22 protein-coding genes and 1 riboswitch are annotated in these 23,965 nt (G+C 66.2%); of the genes, 11 read left to right on the top strand and 11 right to left on the bottom strand.

Going from position 1 to position 23,965, the window contains the following annotated elements; genetic code table 11:
* Window positions 1–78 precede the first annotated feature (78 nt).
* Both FHS96_RS06365 and FHS96_RS06360 read right to left on the bottom strand, forming a co-directional pair.
* Window positions 79–345, bottom strand: a complete 267-nt coding sequence (locus FHS96_RS06365; protein WP_429588637.1) for a hypothetical protein — start codon at window positions 343–345, stop codon at window positions 79–81.
* Window positions 342–1,394: a Leu/Phe/Val dehydrogenase gene (locus FHS96_RS06360; protein ID WP_429588636.1), complete on the bottom strand. Its 1,053-nt coding sequence runs from the start codon at window positions 1,392–1,394 to the stop codon at window positions 342–344. Before FHS96_RS06360 ends, FHS96_RS06365 begins: the two co-directional genes overlap by 4 nt.
* A 127-nt stretch (window positions 1,395–1,521) precedes the next feature.
* Between FHS96_RS06360 and FHS96_RS06355 the strand changes: the two genes are divergently transcribed.
* Entirely contained in the window at window positions 1,522–1,983 is a 462-nt protein-coding gene (locus FHS96_RS06355) for an Lrp/AsnC family transcriptional regulator (RefSeq protein WP_429588635.1), read from the top strand.
* Window positions 1,984–2,072: 89 nt separating this feature from the next.
* Window positions 2,073–2,181: riboswitch (SAM-I-IV-variant riboswitch) on the top strand.
* Window positions 2,182–2,227: 46 nt separating this feature from the next.
* A complete protein-coding gene (locus tag FHS96_RS06350; protein WP_429588634.1) occupies window positions 2,228–3,310 on the top strand; it encodes a threonine aldolase family protein in 1,083 nt (360 codons plus the stop codon).
* On the opposite strand, the gene acuI is transcribed toward FHS96_RS06350, so the two are convergent.
* Window positions 3,300–4,334 carry an acrylyl-CoA reductase (NADPH) gene (acuI, locus tag FHS96_RS06345; RefSeq protein WP_429588633.1) on the bottom strand — a complete coding sequence of 345 codons (1,035 nt, stop codon included), beginning with the start codon at window positions 4,332–4,334 and terminating at the stop codon, window positions 3,300–3,302. The genes FHS96_RS06350 and acuI overlap by 11 nt on opposite strands.
* Window positions 4,335–4,618: 284 nt before the next feature.
* Between acuI and FHS96_RS06340 the strand changes: the two genes are divergently transcribed.
* A complete protein-coding gene (locus tag FHS96_RS06340) occupies window positions 4,619–6,289 on the top strand; it encodes a long-chain-fatty-acid--CoA ligase (protein WP_429588632.1) in 1,671 nt (556 codons plus the stop codon).
* Between the two features lie 101 nt (window positions 6,290–6,390).
* Window positions 6,391–8,250, top strand: a complete 1,860-nt coding sequence (locus FHS96_RS06335; RefSeq protein WP_429588631.1) for a gamma-glutamyltransferase family protein — start codon at window positions 6,391–6,393, stop codon at window positions 8,248–8,250.
* Between the two features lie 6 nt (window positions 8,251–8,256).
* Here FHS96_RS06335 and sigJ read toward each other — a convergent pair whose 3' ends face one another.
* Entirely contained in the window at window positions 8,257–9,171 is a 915-nt protein-coding gene (sigJ, locus tag FHS96_RS06330; protein WP_429588630.1) for an RNA polymerase sigma factor SigJ, read from the bottom strand.
* A gap of 179 nt (window positions 9,172–9,350) precedes the next feature.
* On the opposite strand from sigJ, the gene FHS96_RS06325 reads away from it, so the two are divergent.
* Window positions 9,351–9,806 (top strand): carboxymuconolactone decarboxylase family protein, encoded by a 456-nt coding sequence (locus tag FHS96_RS06325; protein ID WP_429588629.1) that lies wholly within the window; start codon window positions 9,351–9,353, stop codon window positions 9,804–9,806.
* Window positions 9,807–9,832: 26 nt separating this feature from the next.
* Window positions 9,833–10,237 carry a YybH family protein gene (locus tag FHS96_RS06320; protein WP_429588628.1) on the top strand — a complete coding sequence of 135 codons (405 nt, stop codon included), beginning with the start codon at window positions 9,833–9,835 and terminating at the stop codon, window positions 10,235–10,237.
* Between the two features lie 16 nt (window positions 10,238–10,253).
* On the opposite strand, the gene FHS96_RS06315 is transcribed toward FHS96_RS06320, so the two are convergent.
* From FHS96_RS06315 to FHS96_RS06295, 5 genes are all read right to left on the bottom strand, one after another.
* A complete protein-coding gene (locus FHS96_RS06315) occupies window positions 10,254–10,742 on the bottom strand; it encodes a MarR family winged helix-turn-helix transcriptional regulator (protein ID WP_429588627.1) in 489 nt (162 codons plus the stop codon).
* A gap of 100 nt (window positions 10,743–10,842) precedes the next feature.
* Window positions 10,843–11,253 carry an acyl-CoA thioesterase gene (locus FHS96_RS06310; RefSeq protein WP_429588626.1) on the bottom strand — a complete coding sequence of 137 codons (411 nt, stop codon included), beginning with the start codon at window positions 11,251–11,253 and terminating at the stop codon, window positions 10,843–10,845.
* Between the two features lie 14 nt (window positions 11,254–11,267).
* Window positions 11,268–13,547, bottom strand: coding sequence for a bifunctional salicylyl-CoA 5-hydroxylase/oxidoreductase (locus FHS96_RS06305; protein WP_429588625.1), 2,280 nt, complete (start codon window positions 13,545–13,547; stop codon window positions 11,268–11,270).
* Between the two features lie 61 nt (window positions 13,548–13,608).
* Window positions 13,609–14,520: a fumarylacetoacetate hydrolase family protein gene (locus FHS96_RS06300; RefSeq protein ID WP_429588624.1), complete on the bottom strand. Its 912-nt coding sequence runs from the start codon at window positions 14,518–14,520 to the stop codon at window positions 13,609–13,611.
* A 28-nt stretch (window positions 14,521–14,548) separates the two neighbouring features.
* Entirely contained in the window at window positions 14,549–15,679 is a 1,131-nt protein-coding gene (locus FHS96_RS06295; protein ID WP_429588623.1) for a cupin domain-containing protein, read from the bottom strand.
* A 107-nt stretch (window positions 15,680–15,786) separates the two neighbouring features.
* Here FHS96_RS06295 and FHS96_RS06290 point away from each other — a divergent pair, with 107 nt between their 5' ends.
* Window positions 15,787–16,716, top strand: a complete 930-nt coding sequence (locus tag FHS96_RS06290) for a carbon-nitrogen hydrolase family protein (RefSeq protein WP_429588622.1) — start codon at window positions 15,787–15,789, stop codon at window positions 16,714–16,716.
* Between the two features lies 1 nt (window position 16,717).
* Window positions 16,718–17,341, top strand: a complete 624-nt coding sequence (locus tag FHS96_RS06285) for a flavin reductase family protein (RefSeq protein WP_429588621.1) — start codon at window positions 16,718–16,720, stop codon at window positions 17,339–17,341.
* A 166-nt stretch (window positions 17,342–17,507) separates the two neighbouring features.
* Here FHS96_RS06285 and FHS96_RS06280 read toward each other — a convergent pair whose 3' ends face one another.
* Window positions 17,508–18,344 (bottom strand): alpha/beta fold hydrolase, encoded by an 837-nt coding sequence (locus tag FHS96_RS06280; RefSeq protein WP_429588620.1) that lies wholly within the window; start codon window positions 18,342–18,344, stop codon window positions 17,508–17,510.
* 588 nt (window positions 18,345–18,932) lie between these two features.
* Window positions 18,933–19,400 (bottom strand): MarR family winged helix-turn-helix transcriptional regulator, encoded by a 468-nt coding sequence (locus FHS96_RS06275; RefSeq protein ID WP_429588619.1) that lies wholly within the window; start codon window positions 19,398–19,400, stop codon window positions 18,933–18,935.
* A gap of 126 nt (window positions 19,401–19,526) precedes the next feature.
* On the opposite strand from FHS96_RS06275, the gene FHS96_RS06270 reads away from it, so the two are divergent.
* From FHS96_RS06270 to FHS96_RS06260, 3 genes are read left to right on the top strand one after another with little or no spacing between them, the layout of a single operon-like run.
* Window positions 19,527–20,306 (top strand): cyclase family protein, encoded by a 780-nt coding sequence (locus tag FHS96_RS06270; RefSeq protein WP_429588618.1) that lies wholly within the window; start codon window positions 19,527–19,529, stop codon window positions 20,304–20,306.
* Between the two features lie 6 nt (window positions 20,307–20,312).
* A complete protein-coding gene (locus FHS96_RS06265; protein WP_429588617.1) occupies window positions 20,313–22,439 on the top strand; it encodes a thiamine pyrophosphate-dependent enzyme in 2,127 nt (708 codons plus the stop codon).
* Window positions 22,439–23,914: an indolepyruvate oxidoreductase subunit beta family protein gene (locus FHS96_RS06260; RefSeq protein WP_429588616.1), complete on the top strand. Its 1,476-nt coding sequence runs from the start codon at window positions 22,439–22,441 to the stop codon at window positions 23,912–23,914. Before FHS96_RS06265 ends, FHS96_RS06260 begins: the two co-directional genes overlap by 1 nt.
* Window positions 23,915–23,965: the final 51 nt, after the last annotated feature.

The following is a 23,965-nucleotide window of genomic DNA, read 5'->3' as shown; positions in this document are numbered from 1 at the left end:
TGCCGCCAAACCCCGCGGCAAATCTAATAGACCGATAATATACATTATGTAAAATACGCGTCGATATGGCGGTCCGGGTTAGGCCGCCGCCGCGACTATGGCGTCGCCACCGCCCAGCAGCGTCACATGGCAGACGAGCACATTCTCGCGCAGCTTTGCCGCGATGATCGCGGCGCCCTGCTCATCGAGCGTGTCGACTGCCACGGCGACGTCGATCGCCATGCCGCCGTCGCGCAGCGCCATCGTCACGCCGCTCGGTACGATCCAGCGTTGCGCGAAATAACCGACGATCCGCGGCAGGCTTTGCGGATCATCGGCGGCCTCGATGGCGAAGCGCCAGCTCATGCCGCCTGCCTCTCCTCACCAGCGATGATCCGCTCGGCCATCTCGTTTGCGACGAATGCGGGTGAGCGATGCTCGCGCGCGGCCTGTTCGAGGACGGATGCGACGCGCTCACCGATGCGGTCGACCCGCGCGGAAACGCCGGCCTTGTCCTCGCCCAGATATTCGGCGGCGACGCTGATGATGCCGCCGGCATTGGCGACATAATCGGGCACATAGGCGATGCCGCGATCAAGCAGCAGATCGGCGACAGCCGGCTCGGCCAACTGGTTGTTGGCGCCGCCGCACACCAGCCGGACCGGCGTTGCCGCGACGCTCTCCATCGTCAGCGCGCCGCCGAGCGCGCAGGGCGCGAAGACATCCGCATCGACCGACGCGATCTCCGTGGCGTCGACGACGCGCGCGTCGAGCACGGCGGCCAGCGCATCACGCCGGCGGCCGTCGATATCGGCGATGACCAGCGTCGCGCCGGCATCCTTGAGGCGGCGGCACAGCCCGGCGCCAACATTGCCGGTGCCCTGCACTGCGACGGTCAGGTCGGAAAGATCGGCGCCCAGCGTCAGCCGTGCGGCGGCCTTCATCGCCTCGAACACGCCCTGCGCGGTCCAGGGCGACGGATCGCCGCCGGCGCGGCCGTCGACCGCGTCGAGTCCGGCGACGTGGCGGGTCGACTTGGCGACCTCGCGCATGTCGAACAGGGTCGTGCCGACATCCTCGGCGGTGACGTAGCGTCCCTCCAACTCCTCGACCGCGCGGCCGAATGCACGGAACAAGGCGGCGCGATCGAACGCGCCTTCGGGCCGGCGTAGCACGGCCTTGGCGCCGCCGAACGGCAGCCCGGCCAACGCATTCTTGTAACTCATGCCCTCGGCCAGCCGGCGCGCATCTTCCAGCGCTTCGCCGAACTCGGGATAGGTCCAGAAGCGGCAGCCACCGGCACCCGGGCCGAGCGCGAGCGAATGGATCACGATGACGCCGTCGAGCCCGGTCTCCGCATCCTGAAGGCGGACCGATTGCTGCATCGGATTGAGCGGCGCTGCGCGGACGACCATGACATTCTCCCGGTGGTTGGCGGGCGCGCTTATCCCGTGTTCGGCGCGAAGAATCTTGCTCGATATGTGGCGACAAACGCGTTAATCGAGGAAAAATACTCCGTCGATCATCTGATTGTGGATTAAAATGACCGAACTGGACAGTTTCGAGCGGAAGATCCTCCGCGAGTTGCAGCGCGATGCCGGCCAGACCACCGCCGAGATCGCGGAGAAGGTGGGGCTCACCCCCTCCCCCTGCTGGCGTCGCATCGACCGGCTTGAACGCGAGGGCTTCATCCGCAAGCGGGTGGCGCTGATCGACCGGCGCAAGCTGGGGCTGAACGCACATGTGCTGGCGCAGGTGAAGCTCAACGCGCATGGCCGCGCCAATCTCGACGAGTTCAGCGAGGCGATCCGATCGTTTCCCGAGGTGCTGGAGGCCTATGTGTTGATGGGTCAGATGGATTTCATGCTGCGCGTCGTAGCCAAGGATATCGACGCCTATGAGCGCTTCTTCTTCGACCGGCTGAGCAAGCTGCCCGGGGTGCAGGAAATCAACTCCACCGTGGCGCTTTCCGAGATCAAATCGACCACCGAACTCCCCCTTTAGACACTCCTAACACCCCTTTAACGCCCCCGTAACGCCCCCTTCCCCAGCCCTTAGGGTGTTGATCCCGGCTCCGCGCCGGAGTAGCAGCGCGGCAACATCAAGAGTCGGGCCGACGCCCGGCACCAACCTGCTCCCGGGCAAGGTGGTGCCTCGTTTCAAACGAGGGATGTGGCCGGACCGGCAACAAACGGGTACCCAAGCCGCACGCGCGTCGACCTGGCTTCTGTGTGACAGGAGCTTTGGAATGACTATTCGACCGCAGCAGTTCGCCAGCGACAATTATGCCGGGATCTGCCCCGAGGCCTGGGCCGCGCTGGCGCGCGCCAACCAGGGGTCACAACCGGCCTATGGCGAGGATATCTGGACGACGCAGGCGGCGGACGGATTGCGCAGCCTGTTCGGCACCGCGTGCGAGGTGTTCTTCGTGTTCAACGGCACCGCGGCCAATTCGCTCGCGCTGGCATCCTTGTGCCAATCCTATCACAGCGTGATTTGCGCGGCGGCGGCGCATGTCGAGACCGACGAATGCGGCGCACCCGAATTCTTCTCCAACGGATCGAAGCTGCTGGTGGCCCCTGCCCCCGACGGCAAGCTGACGCCGCAGGCGATCCGCGACCTGGCGACCAGCCGATCGGACATCCATTTCCCCAAGCCGCGCGTGGTGACGATCACCCAGCCGACCGAGACCGGGCTGGTCTATACGATCGAGGAGATCCGGGCGATCTCGGCGGTGTGCCGATCGCTGGGGCTGAAGCTGCATATGGATGGCGCGCGCTTCGCGCATGCCTGTGCGGCGCTCGGCTGCGCGCCCGCCGACATCACGTGGCGCGCGGGCGTGGACGTGCTGTGTTTCGGCGGCACCAAGAATGGCATGGGCGTGGGCGAGGCGGTGATCTATTTCGACACCGCGCTGGCTGAGGATTTCGCCTATCGCTGCAAGCAGGCGGGGCAGCTCGCTTCGAAAATGCGTTTTCTTTCAGCCCCCTGGATCGGCATGCTCGAAAGCGGTGCATGGATGCGCAACGCGCTTCACGCCAATGATTGCGCGCGGCGGCTGGCGACAGCGGTGGGTGAGACCGACGGCCTCGACCTGATCTTCCCGTGCGAGGCCAATGCAGTGTTCATCGCCGCGGCCGATGACGTGCTCGACGGGCTGCGCGCGCGGGGATGGCGGTTCTACACCTTCATCGGCGGCGGCGCCCGGTTCATGTTCGCCTGGGATGCCGACCCCACGGTGGTCGATGCGCTGATCGGCGACCTCAGGGATCTCGCGGCCGGCGCGCGCCTCGCAGTGTCGGCCGCGGGCATGGTGGCGGTCAGCGGTTGACGTCGACCACGAAGCGGCCGCGCACGGTGCCGGCCATGAGGCCGGCGGCGGCATCGATCGCCTCGCCGAGCGCGATGTCGATCGCGATGCTCTCGAGCGCCGCGGCCGGCAGATCGCGCGCGAGGCGCTGCCACGCCGCGAGGCGGGCGGCCCGGGGCGCCATCACGCTGTCGACGCCGAACAATGTGACGCTGCGCAAAATGAAGGGCATGACGGTGGCGGGCAGATTGCTGCTTTCCGCGAGACCGCAAGCGGCGACCGCGCCGCCATAGCGGGTCTGCGCGCAGGCGTTGGCGAGGGTGTTGCCGCCCAGCGTATCGACCACGCCGGCCCAGCGTTCCTTCTGGAGCGGCTTGCCCGGCGCGGTCAGTTCGGCGCGATCGAGCGTGGCCGCGGCGCCGAGATTGTGGAGATAGGCCGCCTCGGCGGGCTTGCCGGTGGCGGCGACCACGGTGAACCCCGCCTTGTGGAGCAGCGCGATGGCGACGCTGCCGACGCCGCCGGTCGCGCCGGTCACCAGGATTTCGCCCTGGTCGGGGGTGATGCCGGCCTTCACCAGTGCTTCGACGCAGAGTCCGGCGGTGTAGCCGGCGGTGCCGATCGTCATCGCCTGGTGCGTCGTGAACGCGTCGGGCAGCGGCACCAGCCAGTCGCCGTTCAGCCGGGCCTTCTGCGCGAGCCCGCCCCAATGCCCCTCGCCGACGCCCCAGCCGTTGAGCACGACCTTGTCGCCGGCCCTCCAATCGGCATGGGCCGACTGGACGACGGTGCCGGCAAGGTCGATGCCGGGGACCATCGGGAAACTGCGGACGATCGGGATCTTGCCGGTGATCGCCAGCGCATCCTTGAAGTTGAGCGTGGAATAATCGGTGTCGATGAGGACATCGCCCTCGGGCAGCGCGGCCTCGTCCAGCGTGGCCAGCGCGGCGCTTTGGCCGGCATCGGTCTTCGTGATCAAAATGCCCTGAAACATCGCTGCATCCTCATCGTCGCCCACCCCGAACGGCTCGCGATAGATGCGCATTCGCCGCCACCGTCAATCCCCTTCGAAGGTATGGGAGGGTGCCGCGGAATCCGCCTGCACGGAGAGGATGCGCGAAAAATCATCATTTCATTCGATTTCCGAACGGAGAACCGCCCTCGCCGGCCGCGCATCACGCGTTATGATGATCAAATTCGAATCATCGGTATGCAAAATACCGAGGCGGAGAAGGATGTTCGTGTGGACCGTGGCGCCATCATCGGGGGCGGCTGGGAGGACGGGCACCCGCATGCCATAATCGCCGAAAACAGATCGAGGAGAGAGCCATGCCATTGCGCTTCGCCGAACCGGCGACGGAAGCCTATCGCTTTCCGCTGACCATCCGACACCTGCTGGACGGCGTCGTCACCCGATCGGGCGACCAGCAGATCCTCTACCGCGACGAGAAAAGCTACAGCTATCGTGAGTTCGTCGGGCGGGTCGGCCGGCTCGCGGACATGCTCGCGAGCGCAAGCGCGGCGCAGGGGATGACGGTGGCGGTGATGGACTGGGACAGCCATCGCTATCTCGAGGCCTATTTCGCGATCCCGATGATGGGCGCGGTGCTGCAGACCGTGAATGTCCGGCTGCCGCCGCCGCAGATCGCCTATACGCTGCAGCATGCGCGCGCCGAGATCCTGATCGTCCACCGCGACTTCTTCCCGATCGTCGAGGCGATCCTGCCCGCGCTGCCCGAGGTGAAGGCGGTGATCGCGATCCTGGACGGAGCGGATGCGGATCTGCCGCCCTGGACGGTCGGCGAATATGAAACGCTTTCCGCTGCGGCATCGCCCGATTATCCGTTCGAGGATTTCGACGAAAACGCGGTGGCGACGACCTTCTACACCACCGGCACCACCGGCAATCCCAAGGGGGTGTGCTTCACCCACCGCCAGTTGGTGCTGCACACGCTGGCGGCGACCGGGCCGTTCGGCGCGTCTCGCGCGGCGCCCTGCCTCGGCGTCGGCGACGTCTATATGCCGCTGACGCCGATGTTCCACGTCCATGCCTGGGGCGTACCCTATGTCGCGACGATGCTGGGACTGAAGCAGGTCTATCCCGGCCGCTATGAGCCGGCGATGATCTGCCGGCTGCGCAGCGAGCATCGGGTCACCTACTCGCATTGTGTGCCGACGATCCTTGAAATGGTGCTGCAGGCGGCGCGCGAGACCGGCGCGGACCTCCAGGGCTGGCGGATGACGATCGGCGGCTCGGCGCTCTCCAAGGCGCTGTGTGCGGCGGCGCGCAGCGTCGGCATGGATGTGGGCGCCGGCTACGGCATGTCGGAAACGGCGCCGATGGTCCTGATGGCCGCGCGCCGCGACCCCGATCTCGCGGGAAATGAGGAGGCGATCGTCGACATGCTGACGACGTCAGGTGTGCCGATCTCGCTGGTCGAGGTGCGGATCGTCGACGATGCGATGCGCGACCTGCCGCATGACGGCGAGACGCGCGGCGAACTGGTGATCCGCACGCCGTGGCTGACGCCCTGCTACACGGGCGACAGCGCCGCATCCGAGACATTGTGGCGCGGCGGCTGGCTGCACACGCAGGATATCGCGACGATCGACGCGCAGGGGCAGGTCCGCATCCGTGACCGGCTGAAGGATGTGATCAAGACCGGTGGCGAATGGATCGATTCGATCCAGCTTGAGGAACTGGTCGCGACCGTGGAGGGCATCGCCGAAGCCGCGGTGGTCGCGATACCCGATGCCAAATGGGGCGAGCGGCCGCTGGCGGTGGTGGTGCCGAAGCCCGGTGTCGTGCCGACGCTGGCTATGCTCAACCAGCCGGTCGAGGCGGCGATCGGAAAAGGTGCGATCACCCGCTACGCCCGGCTCGAGCATTTCGAGATCCTCGAGCAATTGCCGCGCACCAGCGTCGGCAAGATCGACAAGAAGCAGTTGCGCGCGCGGTTCGGTGAGTCCCCGCCGGAACTGTGCCGGCAGGCGGGCTGACGCTGCGGCGACGCTTCAGGCCGCGATCATTTTTTGGCTGCGCGGCCGGCGCGGGCTGTTAGGACGGACTTTCTGCCGCTGCGGCAAGAAGGAGTTCGACCATGCGCCGACGGACGTTCATCGCCACATTGCCCGCCGTGGCGCTGGCGCCGGCCCTGGTCAATGCCCGGCGGGCGGACGAGGCGGCTGGCGGTGCGGCGGCCCCCGCCCCCGCCCAGCCCCCTGCCCCGGCCAAGTCCTGGGTCGCGGGTGAGGACCGGTTCCTCCGCCCTGATGTGCATGCCGGCGACCGCCCGGTCGGCGCGAGCTTCGCATCGCGCACCGCCGCCTATGGACTGAACGGCGCCGCCGGCACCGCGCATCCGCTCGCCACGCAGGCGGGCATCGATATCCTCAAGCGCGGCGGTTCGGCAGTGGACGCGGCGATCGCGATCAATGCCTGCCTGGGGCTGCTCGAACCCACCGCCAGCGGCATCGGCGGCGACGTCTATGCGATGATCTGGGATCCGGCGACGCGCAAGGTGGTGGGGCTCGCCGGCTCGGGCGCCAGCCCGAAGGGCCTGTCGCTGGAGACGGTGCGGAAGCGCGCGGTCAACGGCGCGCTGCCGCCGCTGGGCGCGATCACGGTCTCGGTGCCCGGCGCGGTCGACGGCTGGTGGACGATGCACAAGCGCTACGGCAAGCTGCCCTGGCCGCAATTGTTCGAGCCGGCGATCGCGCTGGCGGAGGCGGGCGCGCCGGTGCCCGACATGATCGCCTATTATATCCGCCGCAGCATGGCCTCGTTCGCGCGGCGTGGCAACGGCGTGGAGGAGACCGCCAATGCGCTCGCGACCTGGGGCATGGCCGAGGGCAAGGGGCCGAAGGCGGGCCAGGTGTTCCGCAACCCCGACCTCGCCCGCACCTATCGCGCGATCGCCGCGGGCGGCCGCGACGCCTTCTACGCCGGCGACATCGCCCAGCGGATCGACGCCTATTTCCGGCGGATCGGCGGCTGGCTGCGCAAGGAGGATCTGGCGGCGCACCGATCGGAATGGATCGAGCCGAGTCGCACCGACTATCGCGGCACCACCGTCCATGCGCTGGGGGCGAACACGCAGGGCATCGCGACCTTGCAGATGCTCAACATCCTCGAGCATTTCGACCTTGCCGGCGCCGGCTTCCAGTCACCGCTGTCGATCCACCTGCAGGCGGAGGCCAAGCGCCTTGCGTATGAGGATCGCGCGCGCTTCTACGCCGATCCCCATTTCTCAAAGGTTCCGGTGGAGTGGCTGATTTCAAAGGATTATGCCGCCGGACGCGCGAAGCTGATCCGCCCCGACCGCATCCTGACCCCGGTCTATCCCGGGCAGGCGCCGAGCCGCGGCGACACCACCTATTTCTCCTGCGCCGATGCCAGCGGCATGATGGTTTCGATGATCCAGTCCAACTTCCGCGGCATGGGATCGGGGCTGGTGGCCGACGGGATGGGTTTCATGTTCCAGGATCGCGGCCAGTTGTTCAGCCTGAAGGACGGCCACCCCAACATCTACGCCCCCGGCAAACGCCCCTTCCAGACGATCATTCCGGGCTTCGCCACGCGCGGCGACGATCCGTGGATGAGCTTCGGCGTGATGGGCGGCGACATGCAGCCGCAGGGCCAGACGCAGATCATCGTCAACCGCGCCGATTACGGGCTGGAGATCCAGTCCGCGGGCGACGCGCCGCGCTGGCATCATGAGGGCTCGTCACAGTCGATGGGCGAGGACGCGCCGGACCTCGCCCCCACCGGCCTGCTGCGCCTCGAAAGCGGCGTGCCCGCAGAGACGCGCAAGCGCCTCGCCGAGATCGGCTGGACGATCGGCGAGCCCGATGGCGGGTTCGGCCGCTACCAGTGCGTCGAACATCGGATGGACGGCCCGACGCGCGTCTATGCCGCAGCCAGCGAAATGCGTGCCGATGGATGTGCGCTCGCCTATTAGGCCGCGCTAACCCTGCGGCGCCCGATCCCGCTCGGACGCGAGATGCAGCAGCTTGTCGGGGTTCTTGACGATGTAGATCGCGACGATCTTGCCATCGCGCGTGTCCAGCGCCGTCGTCTGCAAGGCACCGGCCTGATCGAAACTGATATAGCCGGGCAAGCCATCGATCATCACGGTTCGCAGCAAGGTCGGCGGAAGCACATTCTTGCGCCGGATGCCTGCGAACAACCGCAGCGCGCGCTCGATGCCACGCAACACGTTGCGCAAGGCAAGCACCTTGCCGCCGCCATCGGTATGGATTTCGACATCCTGCGCGAGAAGTGCCGAGAGCTGCGCCATGTCGCCATCATGCGCGGCGGCGAAGAAGGCGCGCGCCATCCGGTCCGCCTCGGCGACCTCGACGGTGAAGCGCGGCCGCGCCGCCTGGACATGTTTTCGCGCACGGGAGGCGAGCTGGCGGACAGCGGCAGGTTCTCGGCCCAGGGTGACGGCGATCTCGTGCAACCCGATCTCGAACACATCGTGAAGGAGAAACGCTGCCCGCTCCAGCGGGGAGAGGCGCTCCATGGCGAGCATCAGAGTGACCGTGATGTCGTCAGCCACGATCTCGTCGGGCTCGGCAGACCCGAGCAGCGGATCGGGCAGCCAGGGACCGACATATGCCTCGCGTTGCACACGCGCCGATTTTTGCCGGTCGAGGCAGAGACGGGTGACGATGCGGGTGAGATAGGTGGTGGGGAAATCTATCCCGTCTTCGACCCGGTCCCAGCGCAACCACGCATCCTGCACGACATCCTCTGCATCGCTGAGTGAGCCGAGCATCCGGTAGGCAAGGCGCAGCAATCGACTGCGCTCCGCCTGGAAATCGGCGGTGCGCCGGTCCTTCTCTCCCGCCGGTCGCTTCGCGGTTGCGCCGGTCATGCTCGCTGGCACCGATGCCTCCCAATATGGTCATGTCCATAAGACGACATAGCCCGGCTGGATGTGACACGGGCTCGTCTTTCCCGGGATATTTTTTGCCGCGCATGTCACACGCGCCCCTCCTGTCTCGTCAAGTCGAGGAGCGTCGCATCCCGGCGCCGAGACCAAGGGACATCATCATGAGCGAGAGTAAAAGGCTGATCTGGCACGACGTAGCGCCCCAGGGCGCAAAGGCGCTGTTCGGCCTGCATCATTATGTCGTCACGGGCACGAACCTGCCGGCGGAACTGATCCACCTCATCTTTCTGCGGGTTTCGCAGATCAATGGCTGCGCCCATTGCATCGACCTGCACACGCGCGACCTGCTCAAGACTATGGCGGTCGATAGGGTTGCGCTGGTGCCGGTGTGGGCCGAGGTGCCGCACCTGTTCCCCGATCAATATCGCGCCGCGTTGGCCTGGGCCGAAGAGGTGACGCTGGTGAGCGAAACGCATGCGTCCGACGAAGCTTATGCGGCTGCGGCCGCCGCGTTCGAGCCGAAGGATCTGGTCGATCTCACCATCGCGATTGCCGCGATGAACGCGTTCAACCGGCTCGGTGCGCCTTTCCGGCTGCCCGTCAAGGCGCAAGCCTGACCCGCTTTTCCAAAAGGACCGCAAGCATGACGGCCAAGCCCGAACTCTCCCGCACACCGGAAGGGATCGTTCCCTCGCTCCTCCAGCATTTCAACTCGATGGACGTCGACACGATGTGCGGATTCTACGAACCCGACGCCATCCTGGTCAGCGCCAATGGCGAGCCGCAGCGGGGCATCGCCGCCATCCGTGCGGAACTGCTCAAATATTATAGCGTGCAGCTTCCGATGGCGATCATCGCCCGCCATGTGTTCGTCGCCGACACGATTGCATCGCTTGTGCTCGACTGGAACATCGTCGGCAAGACGCCGAACGGCGACAACTTCCATATGGTCGCGACGTCGAACGACATCGCGCGACGCGGCGCGGACGGTTACTGGCGGTACATCATCGACAACCCGTTCGGAACACAGGTGCGCAGCCTGGCCTAGCGACGGGCGGCAACCGCTACTCCTGCGGCTCGTTCTCGTCGCCCGCCAGCGATTCCTTGAGGATCGCGAGGAGGCCGTAGAGTTCGAGCTGCTGGGCGCGAGTCATGCCTTCGAACATGGCCTTGATCCAGCGGTGGTGTGCGGCGGCGAGGTCGGTAAAATGGGTGCGGCCCTTATCGGTCATCGCGACGATCGACGAGCGGCGGTCGCCCGGGGCGGCGCGCGATTCGATCAGCCCCTGCCCCTCAAGCTGGCGGACGAGCGCGGTGACATTGCCGTTAGAGACGAGCAGCGCGCGCGACAATTCGCCCATGCTGATGCCTTCGGGTGCGCGCTCCAGCGCCGCCAGCACATCGAAGCGCGGCAACGTGGTTTCATATTGTTCGGCAAAGCGGCGACGCAGGCGCTTTTCGATGATCGTCGAGCAACTGAGCAGCCGCAGCCATACCCGAATGTCCGAGCGCCACACCATTGCGCCGTCATGCTTCTCGCGCACGTCGAGCATTGCCCACCTTACTCCTACAGACACAGCGCGATCACGCGGTGCTTGAAGCCTTAAAGGCTCCTGCGGGCGACGCCAAGCGCGCTGCGGATCGGCGCGTCGATCAGGCGGCGAGCGTGGCAGTGACCGCAGGGCGCATATCGTCAGGCCAGGGCATCGACTTGCCGGCGACGAGATCCATGCAGACGAGGACGACGCGCAGCGACAGCCGCGGCGCGCCGGCGCAGGTCACCGCGACGTTGAGCGTGGCCGAACTGCCGCCGACCTTCTCGACCTCGATCGCGAAGTCGAGGACATCGCCCAGCCGGCTTGCCGACTGGAAATCGACCTGCAGGTTGACAGTGGGCACGCCGATTTTGCGATCGAGGTGCATGGTCGCGAAGTCGACGCCGATCTGTTCGGCGAACATGTCCTCGACCGCGGCGTTGAGCATCTCGAAATAGCGCGGATAAAAGACGATCCCGGCCGGATCGACATGCGCGAAGCGAACGATGGTCTGCGAATGAAAGGTCATGAGGCCGATCTTGATCAGTTGCGCGGGGCGGTGCGCGCCAGTTGCGCGAAGCCGAGAGCGTAGGCGGCCGGGGCCGAGGGAACGCGGCCGGCGAGCGCGGCCATGCGGTTGGTCCAGGCCGGATCGGCGAGGTGCGGGCGGCCGAGCGCGACCAGATCCGCGCGGCCCGCCGCGAGGATCGAGTTGACGTGATCGGCCTCGAAGATGTTGCCGACCGCCACCGTGGGGCAACCGGTTTCGTTGCGGATCCGGTCCGAAAACGGCGTCTGGTACATGCGGCCGTAGACCGGGCGCGCATCGACCGAGGTCTCGCCCGAGGACACGTCGACAAGGTCGACGCCGATGTTGCGGAACGCGGCGGCGATGGCGACGGCATCGTCGGGCGAAATCCCTTCCGCGCCCTTCCAGTCGTTCGCGGAGATGCGGACGGCGAGCGGCTTTTCCTCCGGCCACGCCGCGCGCACCGCCTTGGCGACTTCGAGCGGAAAGCGCAGGCGGTTGCCGAGATCGCCGCCATAATCGTCGGTGCGGCGGTTCATCAGCGGGGTGATGAAGCTGGAGAGCAGGAAGCCATGGCCCGCCTGCAGTTCGACCATGTCGAAGCCGGCGCGATCGGCGTTGCGGGTGGCGGCGACGAAGTCGGCGATCACCGCATCCATGTCCGCCCGGCTCATCTCCGCGGGCACGCGGCCATTGGCGGCGAAGGGCTGCGCGCTGGCGGCGAGCAGGGGCCAGGCGGCATCCTCGGCAAGCGGCCGATCGGGGTGCTGTGCATCGGCGACGGTCGCGCCGCGCGGGCCGGCATGGCCGATCTGCACCGCGATGCGCGCATCCGAACTGGCATGGACGAAATCGGTTACCCGCGCCCAGGCGGCGACATGCGCTTCGTCATAGAGGCCGGGGCAGCGATCGGTGATGCGGCCCGCGGCGCTGACCGCGACCATCTCGGTCACCAGCAGCCCCGCCCCGCCCAGCGCGCGCGCGCCATAATGGACGAGGTGGAAATCGCCGGGATTGCCATCCGCGTCAGCGGCATAGGTCAGCACCGGGGAGACCATCACGCGGTTGGCGAGATCCATGCCGCGCAGGCGATAGGGCGCGAACATCGGCGGCAGCGGCTCGTTGCAGCCGACGCGCTCGGCGAACCAGCTTTCGACATGGCTCAGCCATTTCGGATCACGCTTGCGCAGATTCTCATGGCTGACGCGCTGGCTGCGGGTGAGCAGCGAATAGGCGAATTGCGGCAGGTCGAAGTCGATATAGCGATCCAGCGTCTCGAACCATTCGGTCGAGTTACGCGCCGCGTTCTGGATCTTCATCACCTCGGTGTGGCGCTCACGCTGATATTCGGCGAGCGCGGCGGGCAGGTCGGCGCGGGTCAGTTCACCGCGGCTCATCACCTCGGCGAGCTTGATGGCATCCTCCAGCGCCAGCTTGGTGCCGGAGCCAATCGAGAAATGCGCGGTGTGGGCGGCATCGCCCAGCAGCACGACATTGTCGAACGACCATTGGTGGCAGACGACGCGGCGGAAATTGATCCACGCCGCCGAGCCGCGCAGGTGCGCGGAGTTGGAGAGCAAGGGATGGCCATCGAGGTGGCGCGCGAAGATGCGCTCGCAGGTCGCGATCACCTCGGACTGTTCCATCACATCGAAGCCGAGGCCGCGCCAGGTGTCCTCGGAGCTTTCGATGATGAAGGTCGAATGGGTATCGTCGAAGCGATAGGCGTGCGCCCACAGCCAGCCCGCCTCGGTCTTCTCGAAGAAGAAGCCGAAGGCATCGAACTTCTGGGTGGTGCCCAGCCAGGTGAACTTGTTCTTGCGCACCTCGATATCGACATCGAGCCGATCCGCGTTGGCGGTGCGGATCTGGCTGTTGATGCCGTCCGCCGCGACGATCAGGTCATAATCGCCGTAGGCTGAGAGATCGGCCGAGAATTCGGTTTCGAAACGCAGGTCGACGCCCAGTTCGTGGGCGCGATCCTGCAGGATGTTGAGCAGCCGCTTGCGCGCGATGCCGATGAAGCCGTGGCCGGACGAGCATTCGCTGGCGCCGTCGACGCGGACCTCGATATCGTCCCAATGCGCGAAGCTCGCCGCGATGGTCTCGGCGCTCGCCGGGTCGTTCGCGCGCAGATTCCCGAGCGTGTTGTCCGAAAACACCACGCCCCAGCCGAAGGTGTCGCCCGCGCGATTGCGTTCGATCACGGTGATCTCGTGCGCGGGGTTCCGCAGCTTCATCGAGATCGCGAAATAGAGACCCGCTGGGCCCCCACCGAGGCAAACCACCTTCATGCGCCTACCCAACTTTCTTCAGGGCCGGGCCGCGACGATGCGGCCCGGCAAAGAGGGATGATCAGGCCGGAACGACCGGCACGCGGAGCTGGCCGATGCCCTCGACGGTGGCGACGATCATGTCGCCCGCACCCAGCCATTCTTGCGGGGTGCGGCCGGCACCGACGCCCTCGGGCGTGCCGGTGGCGATGATGTCACCCGGTTCCAGGCTGATGCCCTGCGACAGATCGGCGATCAGCTCGTCGACCTTGAACAGCATGTGGCTGGTGTTCGAACGCTGCTTCTCGACGCCGTTGACGGTCAGCCACAAGTCCAGCGTCTGCGGGTCGGGGATCTCGTCCGCGGTGACGATGCACGGACCCATCGGCGCGTAGCTGTCCTGCCCCTTCGAATAGATCCACTGGCCGGCGCGGCGGCAATCGCGCGCGCTCATGTCGACGATCAGCGAGTAGCCGAACACGTGCGACAGCGCATTCTCACGCGTGACCGCCTTGGCGCCCGAGCCGATGATCGCGGCGAGTTCGACTTCCCAGTCGAGCTGCTTGGTGATCTTGGCGTTGAGGCGCACCGGATCATTGGGCCCGATCACCGTCGTCGGCGGCTTGGAGAAGATCACCGGCTGCTTGGGCAAATCCGGCGAGGTATCGAGCGCGGCCGCCGATTCGGCGACATGATCGATATAGTTCAGGCCGATGCCGAAGATGTTCTTGCGCGGGCGCGGGATCGGCGCGAGCAGGGTGACGCTGGTCAGCGGCACCGCGACGCCGATGGGCCACGCCTTGGCGGCATCCTTGAGCATCGCGGTGACCGCAGGGATCGCGGTGGACCCCAGATCGATGAAATCGAGCATCCGGTGCGGCAGTTCCACGCCGGCGGCGCGGCCGAGCATCGCGATATCGGCGACGAGGCCGTCGACGATGGCGCCGAGCCGCGCTTCGGATTCGATCGAACGACGATAGGTGACAAGACGCATGCTGTGACTTTCCGCTTCTTGGATGGTGTCAGGCGAGGATCGGCTGGTGGCCGCCATTTTCGGCGAGCGCTTCCTGCCGGTAGAGGTTGAGCGAGCGCATCACCGGCAGGTCATGGAACGAGAACAGGCAGGCATCCTCGCTCTCCGAGAGGTTCACATGTTCGTGGAACATCCAGGAGGGCACGCAGAAGATGTCGCGTTCCTGCCAGTCGAAACGCTGGCCGTTGATGATCGAATAGCCGCGGCCCTTGCAGCACTGATAAAGGAAACTGCCGACCTCGCGGTGCGCCTTGGTGTGCTCGCCGGGGCGCAGCATCTGGATCGAGGCGCCCATCGTCGTCATCACCGGGCCGCCGGTGCTGGGATCGACATAATCCATGTGGATGCCGTCGAACGGCGATCCTTCGCTGACCTCGGCGGCGCGCAACAGCGCCTCATAGGTCGGCGCCCATTCATATTTGAACATCGGCGAATAGCGCTTGGACCAGCTTTCGCCGGCCGGACGCAGGCCGGGATTGCCCCAGCGCATCGTCGTGTCGTCGACCGGGAAGGTCACCGCTTGCTGCAGTTCCGGATGGACCTCGTAGAAATTGGCTTCCAGCGCGTTCATCAGCGGGATATCCAGCCCGTCCTGCCAGATGCAGGTCGTGCCTTCCGCCGCCACGCCATGTTCGTGCCAGGTGCCGTTGGGGGTCAGCACGAAATCATTGGCGTTGAGCGGCATCTTGTGGCCGTCGACATTGGTGAAGGCGCCCTGCCCTTCCATGATGAAGCGGATCGCCGAGGCCGAATGGCGGTGGCTGGAGGCCACCTCGCCCGGGTTCATCACCTGCAGCCCCGAATAGAGCCAGCCGACCGCGGCGGCGGCATCATCCCCCCGCCCCGGATTGTTGAGATAGACGACGCGGCGGCCGGCCTTCTCGGGCGTCACCAGATCCAGCGCGCGCAGCACGTGCGGGCGCAGATCCTGATAGCGCCACAGCACCGGCACCGATCGCGACTCGGGCTGCCACGGTTCGATCCTGTTCGCCACCGTCCACAGCGCGCCGGCGTGGAAGCGTTCGAGATCCCCGTAGAAGTCGACAAGCTCCTCGGTATCCGCGACATTCGCGCGGCCGATGACGTCTTCGCGATACTGATCGTGCCTGCTGGTTGCCATGTGTCGGCCCTCCAATTGTTATAGGCTTAAAATTTCCTGTTGCGTCCTGTCAACCGTCCTCCGAAAAGAGGCTATCGCTATTCGTGATCCAGATCCGTGGAGGTCAGATGAGCAAGTTTCGGGCAGCCGTCGTGCAAGCGGCTTCGATTCCCTTCGACACACCGGCGGCGGCGGCCAAGGTTGCCGGCCTCGTGCGTGAGGCGGCGGCCGGCGGCGCGCAACTGGCCGTGTTTCCCGAAGCGATGCTGGGCGGCTATCCCAAGGGCTGTTCGTTCGGCACGCCGGTGGGGATGCGCAAGCCCGAGGGGCGCGACATGTTCTCACGCTATCATTCCGCCGCGATCGATCTCGACGGGCCGGAAGTCGCGCTGCTGGTCGATGCCGCGCGTGAGACCGGGCTGTTCTTCGTGATCGGCGTGATCGAGCGCGACGGCGCCACGCTCTATTGCACCGCCCTGTTCTTCGATGGCGCCAAGGGGCTGATCGGCAAGCATCGCAAGCTGATGCCGACCGGCGCCGAGCGGCTGATCTGGGGCTTCGGCGACGGTTCGACCTTGCCGGTGTTCGAGACCAGCATGGGCAAGGTGGGCGCGGTGATCTGCTGGGAGAATTACATGCCGGCGCTGCGCCTGGCGATGTATTCGCAGGGCATCACCATCTATTGCGCGCCGACCGCGGACGATCGCGACGGCTGGGTCGCCTCGATGCGCCACATCGCGCTGGAGGGCCGATGCTTCGTGCTGTCGAGCTGCCAGCACATCACCCGCGGCGCCTACCCCGCCGACTATGAATGCGCGCTGGGCGACGATCCGGAAACGGTGCTGATGCGCGGCGGCAGCCTGATCGCGGGGCCGCTGGGCGACCTGCTCGCCGGACCCGACTATAGCGGCGAGACCATCCTCTACGCCGATCTGGAGACCGACGAGGTGATCCGCGGCCGTTACGATTTCGACGCGAGCGGCCATTATTCGCGGCCGGACGTGTTCCGTCTGGAGGTCGACACCCGCCCGCGCACCGCGACCAACTGGATCGGCTGACATGCGCTTCGACATGGCAGAATTGGCGGGGGCCGAGCGCTACAAGCTGCTCGCCTCCTCGGTCACGCCGCGGCCGATCGCCTGGGTGACCAGCCTCGATCCGAAAGGCCGGTTGAACACCGCGCCCTACAGCTTCTTCAACGTGATGGGGCATACGCCGCCGACGGTGGTGCTGGGCTTCCTCGTGCGCGAGAATGGCGAGCCCAAGGATACCCCCGCCAACATCCTCGCGCGCGGCGAGTTCGTGGTGAACCTCGTCTCCGAAACCGACGCCGCGGCGATGAACGCGACCTGCATCGACGCGCCGCCGGGGTGGGACGAGGCCAGCTATGCCGGGCTAGACCTGATCCCCAGCGACCATGTTGCCCCGCCCCGCATCGCCTCCGCGCCGGTCAGCATGGAATGCCGGCTGCTGCAGGCGGTGCATCCTGGGCCGCAGCAGATCATCGTGATCGGCGAGGTGGTGACGATGCACGTCGCCGACCATCTCGTACTGGACGCCGACCGCTGCCACCTCGACACGCCGGCAATGGGGCTGGTCGGCCGCGTGCATGGCGCAGGCTGGTATGCGCGGACGACGGACCTGTTCCAGTTGGAACGGCCGCGTTTTGCGGATGTGAAGTAACGTGGCGTTGGCGGGGGCGGGCTTCCGGCCCGCGCCCGCCATGACAAGGCATTCGGCCTCTCCCGATCACTCCGGATCGCTGTGATCAGCTTAAGGGGACGTCCGAACCAGCCTGGAGCTTGCGATCGGTTGTCCGCTGCGGTCGGTCAGCAAAGGCACCGGTTGCTCATGCCGGGTGTCTCGACATGAATTCGAGAATCAGCCTTGCAATCTCCTCGGCTCTTTCGTCGAGCGCGAAGTGGCCTGCGTCGAGCAAATGAATGTCCGCATGGGGCAGGTCTTTCCTGTAGGCCGCGCCTCCTGCCGCGATGAAGGATGGGTCATTGGCTCCCCACACGACCAAGGTGGGCGGCTGGTGCTCGCGAAGCCAAGCCTGCCACTGCGGATAGGCTGCAACATTGGTTCGGTAGTCGTATAGCAATGCCGCCTGGATCGCGTGTTGCCCGGGCTTGGACAGGTGAGCAAATTCGCCTAGCCATGCGTCAGGATTGTAGCGCTCGGGATGCAGGCTGCCCGCCCTATGACGCAGCTTGGTCGTCTCCAGCGACAAAAAGGTCTCAAGTATCTTTCGATGAGCTTTCGGATCAGCCCAGTATTGGGCGATACCGGCCCACTTTTTGCCCAACCCTTCCTGGTATGCATTGCCATTTTGAACGATCAGGGCGTGAACGCGCTCTGGATGCGCCAGCATCAAGCGAAAGCCAATTGGCGCACCATAATCGTGAATGTAGAAGCTGTAGCGGTTGATGCCGAGGCTGACGATCAGATCGTCCATCACCTTCGCAAGATGATCGAACGTATACATGAATGCAGACGGATCGGGCGCATCGCTTTGTCCGAAACCCGGATAATCTGGCGCGATGATGTGGTATTCCGCGGCCAGCAGCGGGATTAACGTTTCATATTGGTGAGACGAAGTTGGGAACCCGTGCAACAGAATGATCGTCGGCGCATCTTTGGGTCCGGCCTCGCGATAGAAGATCCCGACGCCGTCGATCTGCACTCTGTGGTAGGTAATGGTCGAATGAGCCGATCGCAATGGAGCGGCCCATGCCGCCGGCGCGAGGCAAAATACACAGAGAGATGCAACCGCAAGTGTCAGTGATCTATACACGAGGCGAAGGGGCGGGCGACGCATTTTGATTATCTCCTCGTCGAGGGCGCTTCCATGCCAGGCTCGTGCGATCGGAGCCGACGTTTATTTCCCACCTTTCGCCCAAACGCAGGGATCGGTTACATCCATTAGCCGCGATGTGACGTGGGGCGTTTGGGGGGCGGCAGAACGAGGCACCTTCGCAACGCTTCGCCATGGTGCACACTTTCTTGGCGGGCGCGCGGCGCACCACCCACCCTACCTGAGCTCGACCTGCCTATCCGCCGATGAAGTCGTTACCGTCATGAACAAGCTTGATCGTCTAGTTCGAATGCTGGGTCGCGCTGCTGGACGAGCGTCTTGGTGCTGAGCCGGTCGGCAAAGCATCGAAGCCGCAGGAAGCGCCTTCAATGCGCTCAACGATATGCGTTTAATTTTCCGAAGATCGGCCTATCCCCACGTTGGGGCTTGGCCATTCATGATTTTTGGTCGCGCACGCTATCGCAGCCCTTCCAAATTCTCATCCAGCCTCCCCAGCAGCGCCAGCAATTTCTCGAAATCCCGCGCCGAGAAGCCGTCGATAATCCGCGCATAGACCGGCGCGGTTACTTCGCGTGCCTCGCTGAGCTTGGTCTCGCCGAGGCCAAGTAGTGACACCTCTGTTACCCGCGCATCCTCCGCGCTGGCGGCGGGGGCGACAAGGCCGGCGGCGGCCATGCGCTGGATGATGCGGGTCATCGTCGAGAGCGGGATCACCGCGGCCTCGGCGATCTCGCGGACGCCGCGCGGCGCCTGTCCGCCCAGGATCATCAGCACGCGCCAGCTCGGAATGTCGAGATCGATCGCGCGCAGCCGCGCGTCGATGATGCCGTTGTAGCGGCCGACCAGCCGGTTGAGCCGGTAGAACGGATATTTGTCCACCTGGAACGCCGGGGTTCCGGGATCACCCAAGATGCGACTGTCCAACCGATCCTCCGCTTTGGCGCCCTTAGGCAATCGGCGGACGCGTCACAAGCCATGCCCGAAATTAGTTGCACATGCACGTTTTATCAGGCAGCTTTCGATTCGCTCCAGCCAGACGGAGGAAAAATCATGACAACAGCCATCCTCGCCCAGTTCGCCACCGCGCTCGCCGCGGGCAGTGTTCGCACGATCGACCTCACCCAGACGCTGTCGGAAGACACGCCCTTGCTCGTCCTGCCCGAGCCGTTCGGCCAGACCGCCGCGTTCAGCCGCCAGGAAATCTCGCGCTACGACGATCGCGGCGTCGCCTGGTATTGGAACAATTTCACCGTCGGCGAGCATACCGGCACCCATTTCGACGCGCCGATCCACTGGGTCAGCGGTGCCGAGTTGCCGGACAACACGGTCGACGCGATCGATCCGGCCGCCTTCGTCGCCCCCGCCGTCGTCATCGACGTGTCCGCCGCCTGCGCCGCCGATCCGGACTATCTGCTGACGGTCGCCGATATCGAGGCGTTCGAGGCCGCGCATGGCAAGATCCCGCCGCGCCACTGGGTGCTGATGCGCACCGACTGGTCCAAGCTGCCGGTCGACCAATATACCGGCCGCCGCGCGGATGGCGCGCACACGCCGGGGCCCTCGGCGGAGGCCGTGCGTTTCCTGATCGACGAGCGTGACGCGCATGGCTTCGGCACCGAGACGATCGGCACCGATGCCGGCCAGGCACATCTGCTGCACCCGATGTATCCGGCGCATACCTTGTTCCACGGTGCCGGCCGTTACGGCCTGCAATGCCTGACCAACCTCGACCAGCTTCCCGCGACCGGCGCGATCATCGTCGCCGCGCCGCTGAAGATCCAGGGCGGCTCGGGCAGCCCGCTGCGCGTGCTCGCGCTCGTCGGCGAGTAATTCGAGATGGCCGAACGCTCGTTCAAGAAGGAAGTCGAGAAGCTGCGCGTCGGCGCCGGGGAGGTTTTCGAAGGCGAAGGCATTCTCGCGGTCACCAAGGCGCTGCTCCAGGCCGGCGTCGCCTATGTCGGCGGCTATCAGGGATCGCCGATCAGCCACCTGATGGACGTGTTCGCGGATGCCGACCCGCTGCTTCGCGAACTGGGCGTCCATTTCGAATCCAATGCGAACGAGGCGGCGGCGGCAGCGATGCTCGCCGCCTCGGTCAACTATCCGCTGCGCGGCGCGGTGGCGTGGAAATCGGTGGTCGGCACCAATGTCGCCTCGGATGCGCTGGCCAACATCGCCTCGGGCGGCGTCACCGGCGGCGCGCTGATCATCGTTGGCGAGGATTATGGCGAAGGCTCCTCGATCATGCAGGAGCGCACGCACGCCTTCGCGATGAAGAGCCAGATGTGGCTGCTCGATCCGCGCCCCAACCTGACGAGCATCGTCGACATGGTGGAGCGCGGCTTCGAACTGTCCGAGGCGAGCAACACGCCGGTGATGATCGAGCTGCGCGTGCGCGCCTGCCACGTGACCGGCAGCTTCGTCGCGCGCGACAACAGGCGCCCGGCCATGACGGTGGGCCAGGCCGCGGCCAATCCGCGCCGCGACGTCGACCGCATCGTGCTGCCGCCCGCCAATTTCCTGCATGAGCATGAGAAGATCGAGAAGCGCTGGCCCGCCGCGGTGCGCTTCGTCAGCGAGAACCGGCTCAACGAGTGGTTCGGGCCGGAACGCGACGATATTGGCATCATCGTGCAGGGGGGACTCTACAACTCGCTCAACCGCGCGCTCGAACTGATCGGCCTGTCCAACTCGCATGGCGCCAGCGCGATCCCGATCTACTGCATGAACGTCACCTACCCGCTGATTCCTGACGAATTGCGCAGCTTCTGCGCCGGCAAGAAGGCGGTGCTGATGGTGGAGGAGGGCCAGCCCGAATTCATCGAGCATGAGCTCAACACGTTGCTGCGCAAGGCGGACCTGCAGACCCGCGTGGTGGGCAAGGACATCTTGCCGCGCGCCGGCGAATATACCGGCGCGGTGCTGCGCGACGGCGTCGCCGCCTTCCTGCGCACCTGGGCGCCGGAACGCGCGCCGAAGGAACTCGTGCCCGTGCCACCCGAGCCCGAACTGGCGCGCACCGTTCCGCAACGGCCGGCGGGCTTCTGCACCGGCTGCCCCGAACGCCCGATCTTCTCGGCGATGAAGCTCGTCCAGCAGGAACTGGGCGAGTTGCACGTCTCCGCCGACATCGGCTGCCACCTCTTCTCGATCCTGCCGCCCTTCCACATCGGCAACACGACGATGGGCTATGGCCTCGGCACCGCCGCCGCATCCGCCTTCAAGCCGGACGGTAAGCGCGCGGTGGCGGTGATGGGCGATGGCGGTTTCTGGCACAACGGCCTGACCTCGGGCATCGGCAACGCCGTCTTCAACCAGGACGACACCGTCACGCTGATCGTCGACAATGGCTATTCGGCGGCCACCGGCGGGCAGGACATCCTTTCCTCCCGCGCCGAAAACGCGACGCGGACGACCAACAACCCGATCGAGAAGGCGGTGCGTGGCATGGGCGTCGGCTGGGCGCGCACGCTCACCCGCACCTATGACGTCGCCCGCATGCGCGACACGCTGCGCGAGGCGCTGACCAGCCCCGAAAAGGGGCCCAAGGTGATCGTCGCCCAGTCCGAATGCATGCTCAACAAGCAGCGCCGGGTGAAGCCGCTGATGGCGCAGGCGATCAAGGAGGGCAAAAGGGTCGAGCGCGAGCGGTTCGGCGTCGATCCCGACACCTGCACGGGGGACCATGCCTGCATCCGCCTTTCCGGCTGCCCCTCGCTCAGCATCCGCGACAATCCCGATCCGCTGCGCGCGCATCCGGTGACGCATATCGACAATAGCTGCGTGGGCTGCGGCAATTGCGGCGAGGTCGCCCACGCCGCCGTGCTCTGCCCCTCCTTCTACAAGGCGCGGATCGTCAGCAATCCGAGCCGGTGGGAGAAGATGCGCGATCGCGTGCGCCGTTCCGTGATCGGGTGGCTGCAGGCGCGCCACGCCCGCACGCTCGCGGCGAGGGCCTTCTGATGACGATGCCAATCATGATGTCGCAGGATCCGGATCGCGACCGCATCACCCTCGCGATCCTTGCGCTCGGCGGCCAGGGCGGCGGCGTGCTCGCCGACTGGATCATCGAGATCGCCAACGCCAATGGCTATATCGCGCAGGGCACCTCGGTGCCCGGCGTCGCGCAGCGCACCGGCTCTACGGTCTATTATGTCGAGATGGTCCGCGCTGCGGCGGCGGGCGCCAACAGGCCCGCGCCGGTGCTGGCGATGATGCCGGTGCCGGGCGATGTCGACGTAGTCGTCGCCTCCGAACTGATGGAGGCGGGCCGCGCGATCCTGCGCGGCTTCGTGACCGAGGACCGCACGACGCTGATCGGCTCCACCCACCGCATCTATGCGATCTCCGAGAAGGCGGCGCTGGGCGACGGGCGCGGCGCGAGCGAGCGCATCCTCGACGCCGCGGAGCGCCGTTCGGCGCGCTTCATCGGGTTCGACATGGAGGAAACCGCCGGCAAGGCGGGCAGCCTGATCAGCTCGGTGATGCTCGGCGCGCTCTCCGCCAGCGGCGCCCTGCCCTTCCCGCCCGCGGCCTTCGAGGAGGCGATCCGCCATGGCGGCAAGGCGGTGGCGGCAAACCTCAAGGGCTTCGCGGCGGGCGCCGAGGCGGCGCTCGACAAGCGGCGCGAGGCCGAGGCGGCGGAAGCCTTGCCCGAGCCGACCACCGCGATCGGCCAGCAGCTTCAGACCCGCATCCTGCTCAACCTGCCGGCGCCCGCGCAGGCCAATGCGCTGCGCGGTGTCGCCCGGCTGCTCGACTATCAGGATGCGCGCTATGCCGAGGATTATCTCGACCGGCTCGAACGCATCGCGACGCTGGACGGCGCCGAGGATGGCTGGGCGCTGACCAGCGAGACCGCGCGCCACCTCGCGCTGTGGATGGCCTATGAGGATACGATCCGCGTCGCCGACCTCAAGATCCGCGAGACGCGCAGCCGGCGGGTCGAGAAGGAGGTCAGGGTCAAGGACGATCAGGTGCTGACCGTGACCGAATATATGCACCCGCGCCTGCGCGAGGTGTGCGAGACGCTGCCCGCCTCGATCGGCGGCGCGATCCTCGACAAGCCGTGGCTGCGCAAGCGGCTGGAACCGCGCTTCGCGCACGGCCGCCATGTGCGCACGACCAGCCTGCGCTGGCACCTTGCGCTGCGCCTCGTCGCATCGATGCGCGGCATCCGCCGCTCGACCTTGCGCTATGCCGAGGAACAGGGCCGCATCGCCGACTGGCTGCGGCTGGTCGAAACCGCGGCGGCCACCGACCGTGCGCTCGCGCTGGCGATCGTGCGCACCCAGTCACTCATCAAGGGCTATGGCGACACGTTCGACCGTAGCCTGGGCAAGTTCCAGGCGGTCACCGGCGCGGCCAACGACCTGATCGGCCGGCCGGATGCGGCCGAAAGGGTGCGTGCGCTGCACGACGCTGCCCTCGCCGGCTGACCGCCAGGAAAGCGCGCCGGCGGCCTGGCAGATGCCGCCGGCGCGTTTATT

The sequence above is a fragment of the Sphingomonas zeicaulis genome (genome assembly GCF_050433225.1).
Taxonomy (GTDB): Bacteria; Pseudomonadota; Alphaproteobacteria; order Sphingomonadales; family Sphingomonadaceae; genus Sphingomonas_D; species Sphingomonas_D zeicaulis.
Note: the sequence above shows the minus strand (reverse complement) of the source record. Positions and strands in the feature narration are given on the sequence as shown.

Bases quoted from the DNA above. Each gene is read 5' to 3' on its own strand.
- FHS96_RS06340 (WP_429588632.1), top strand. From the start codon at position 4,619: ATGCCATTGCGCTTCGCCGAACCGGCGACGGAAGCCTATCGCTTTCCG.
- FHS96_RS06305 (WP_429588625.1), bottom strand. From the start codon at position 13,547: ATGAAGGTGGTTTGCCTCGGTGGGGGCCCAGCGGGTCTCTATTTCGCG.
- sigJ (WP_429588630.1), bottom strand. From the start codon at position 9,171: ATGACCGGCGCAACCGCGAAGCGACCGGCGGGAGAGAAGGACCGGCGC.
- FHS96_RS06365 (WP_429588637.1), bottom strand. From the start codon at position 345: ATGAGCTGGCGCTTCGCCATCGAGGCCGCCGATGATCCGCAAAGCCTG.
- FHS96_RS06285 (WP_429588621.1), top strand. From the start codon at position 16,718: ATGCGCTTCGACATGGCAGAATTGGCGGGGGCCGAGCGCTACAAGCTG.
- FHS96_RS06270 (WP_429588618.1), top strand. From the start codon at position 19,527: ATGACAACAGCCATCCTCGCCCAGTTCGCCACCGCGCTCGCCGCGGGC.
- FHS96_RS06335 (WP_429588631.1), top strand. From the start codon at position 6,391: ATGCGCCGACGGACGTTCATCGCCACATTGCCCGCCGTGGCGCTGGCG.
- FHS96_RS06310 (WP_429588626.1), bottom strand. From the start codon at position 11,253: ATGACCTTTCATTCGCAGACCATCGTTCGCTTCGCGCATGTCGATCCG.
- FHS96_RS06295 (WP_429588623.1), bottom strand. From the start codon at position 15,679: ATGGCAACCAGCAGGCACGATCAGTATCGCGAAGACGTCATCGGCCGC.
- FHS96_RS06300 (WP_429588624.1), bottom strand. From the start codon at position 14,520: ATGCGTCTTGTCACCTATCGTCGTTCGATCGAATCCGAAGCGCGGCTC.
- FHS96_RS06325 (WP_429588629.1), top strand. From the start codon at position 9,351: ATGAGCGAGAGTAAAAGGCTGATCTGGCACGACGTAGCGCCCCAGGGC.
- FHS96_RS06315 (WP_429588627.1), bottom strand. From the start codon at position 10,742: ATGCTCGACGTGCGCGAGAAGCATGACGGCGCAATGGTGTGGCGCTCG.
- FHS96_RS06265 (WP_429588617.1), top strand. From the start codon at position 20,313: ATGGCCGAACGCTCGTTCAAGAAGGAAGTCGAGAAGCTGCGCGTCGGC.
- FHS96_RS06355 (WP_429588635.1), top strand. From the start codon at position 1,522: ATGACCGAACTGGACAGTTTCGAGCGGAAGATCCTCCGCGAGTTGCAG.
- FHS96_RS06350 (WP_429588634.1), top strand. From the start codon at position 2,228: ATGACTATTCGACCGCAGCAGTTCGCCAGCGACAATTATGCCGGGATC.
- FHS96_RS06360 (WP_429588636.1), bottom strand. From the start codon at position 1,394: ATGGTCGTCCGCGCAGCGCCGCTCAATCCGATGCAGCAATCGGTCCGC.
- FHS96_RS06290 (WP_429588622.1), top strand. From the start codon at position 15,787: ATGAGCAAGTTTCGGGCAGCCGTCGTGCAAGCGGCTTCGATTCCCTTC.
- acuI (WP_429588633.1), bottom strand. From the start codon at position 4,334: ATGCGCATCTATCGCGAGCCGTTCGGGGTGGGCGACGATGAGGATGCA.
- FHS96_RS06260 (WP_429588616.1), top strand. From the start codon at position 22,439: ATGACGATGCCAATCATGATGTCGCAGGATCCGGATCGCGACCGCATC.
- FHS96_RS06320 (WP_429588628.1), top strand. From the start codon at position 9,833: ATGACGGCCAAGCCCGAACTCTCCCGCACACCGGAAGGGATCGTTCCC.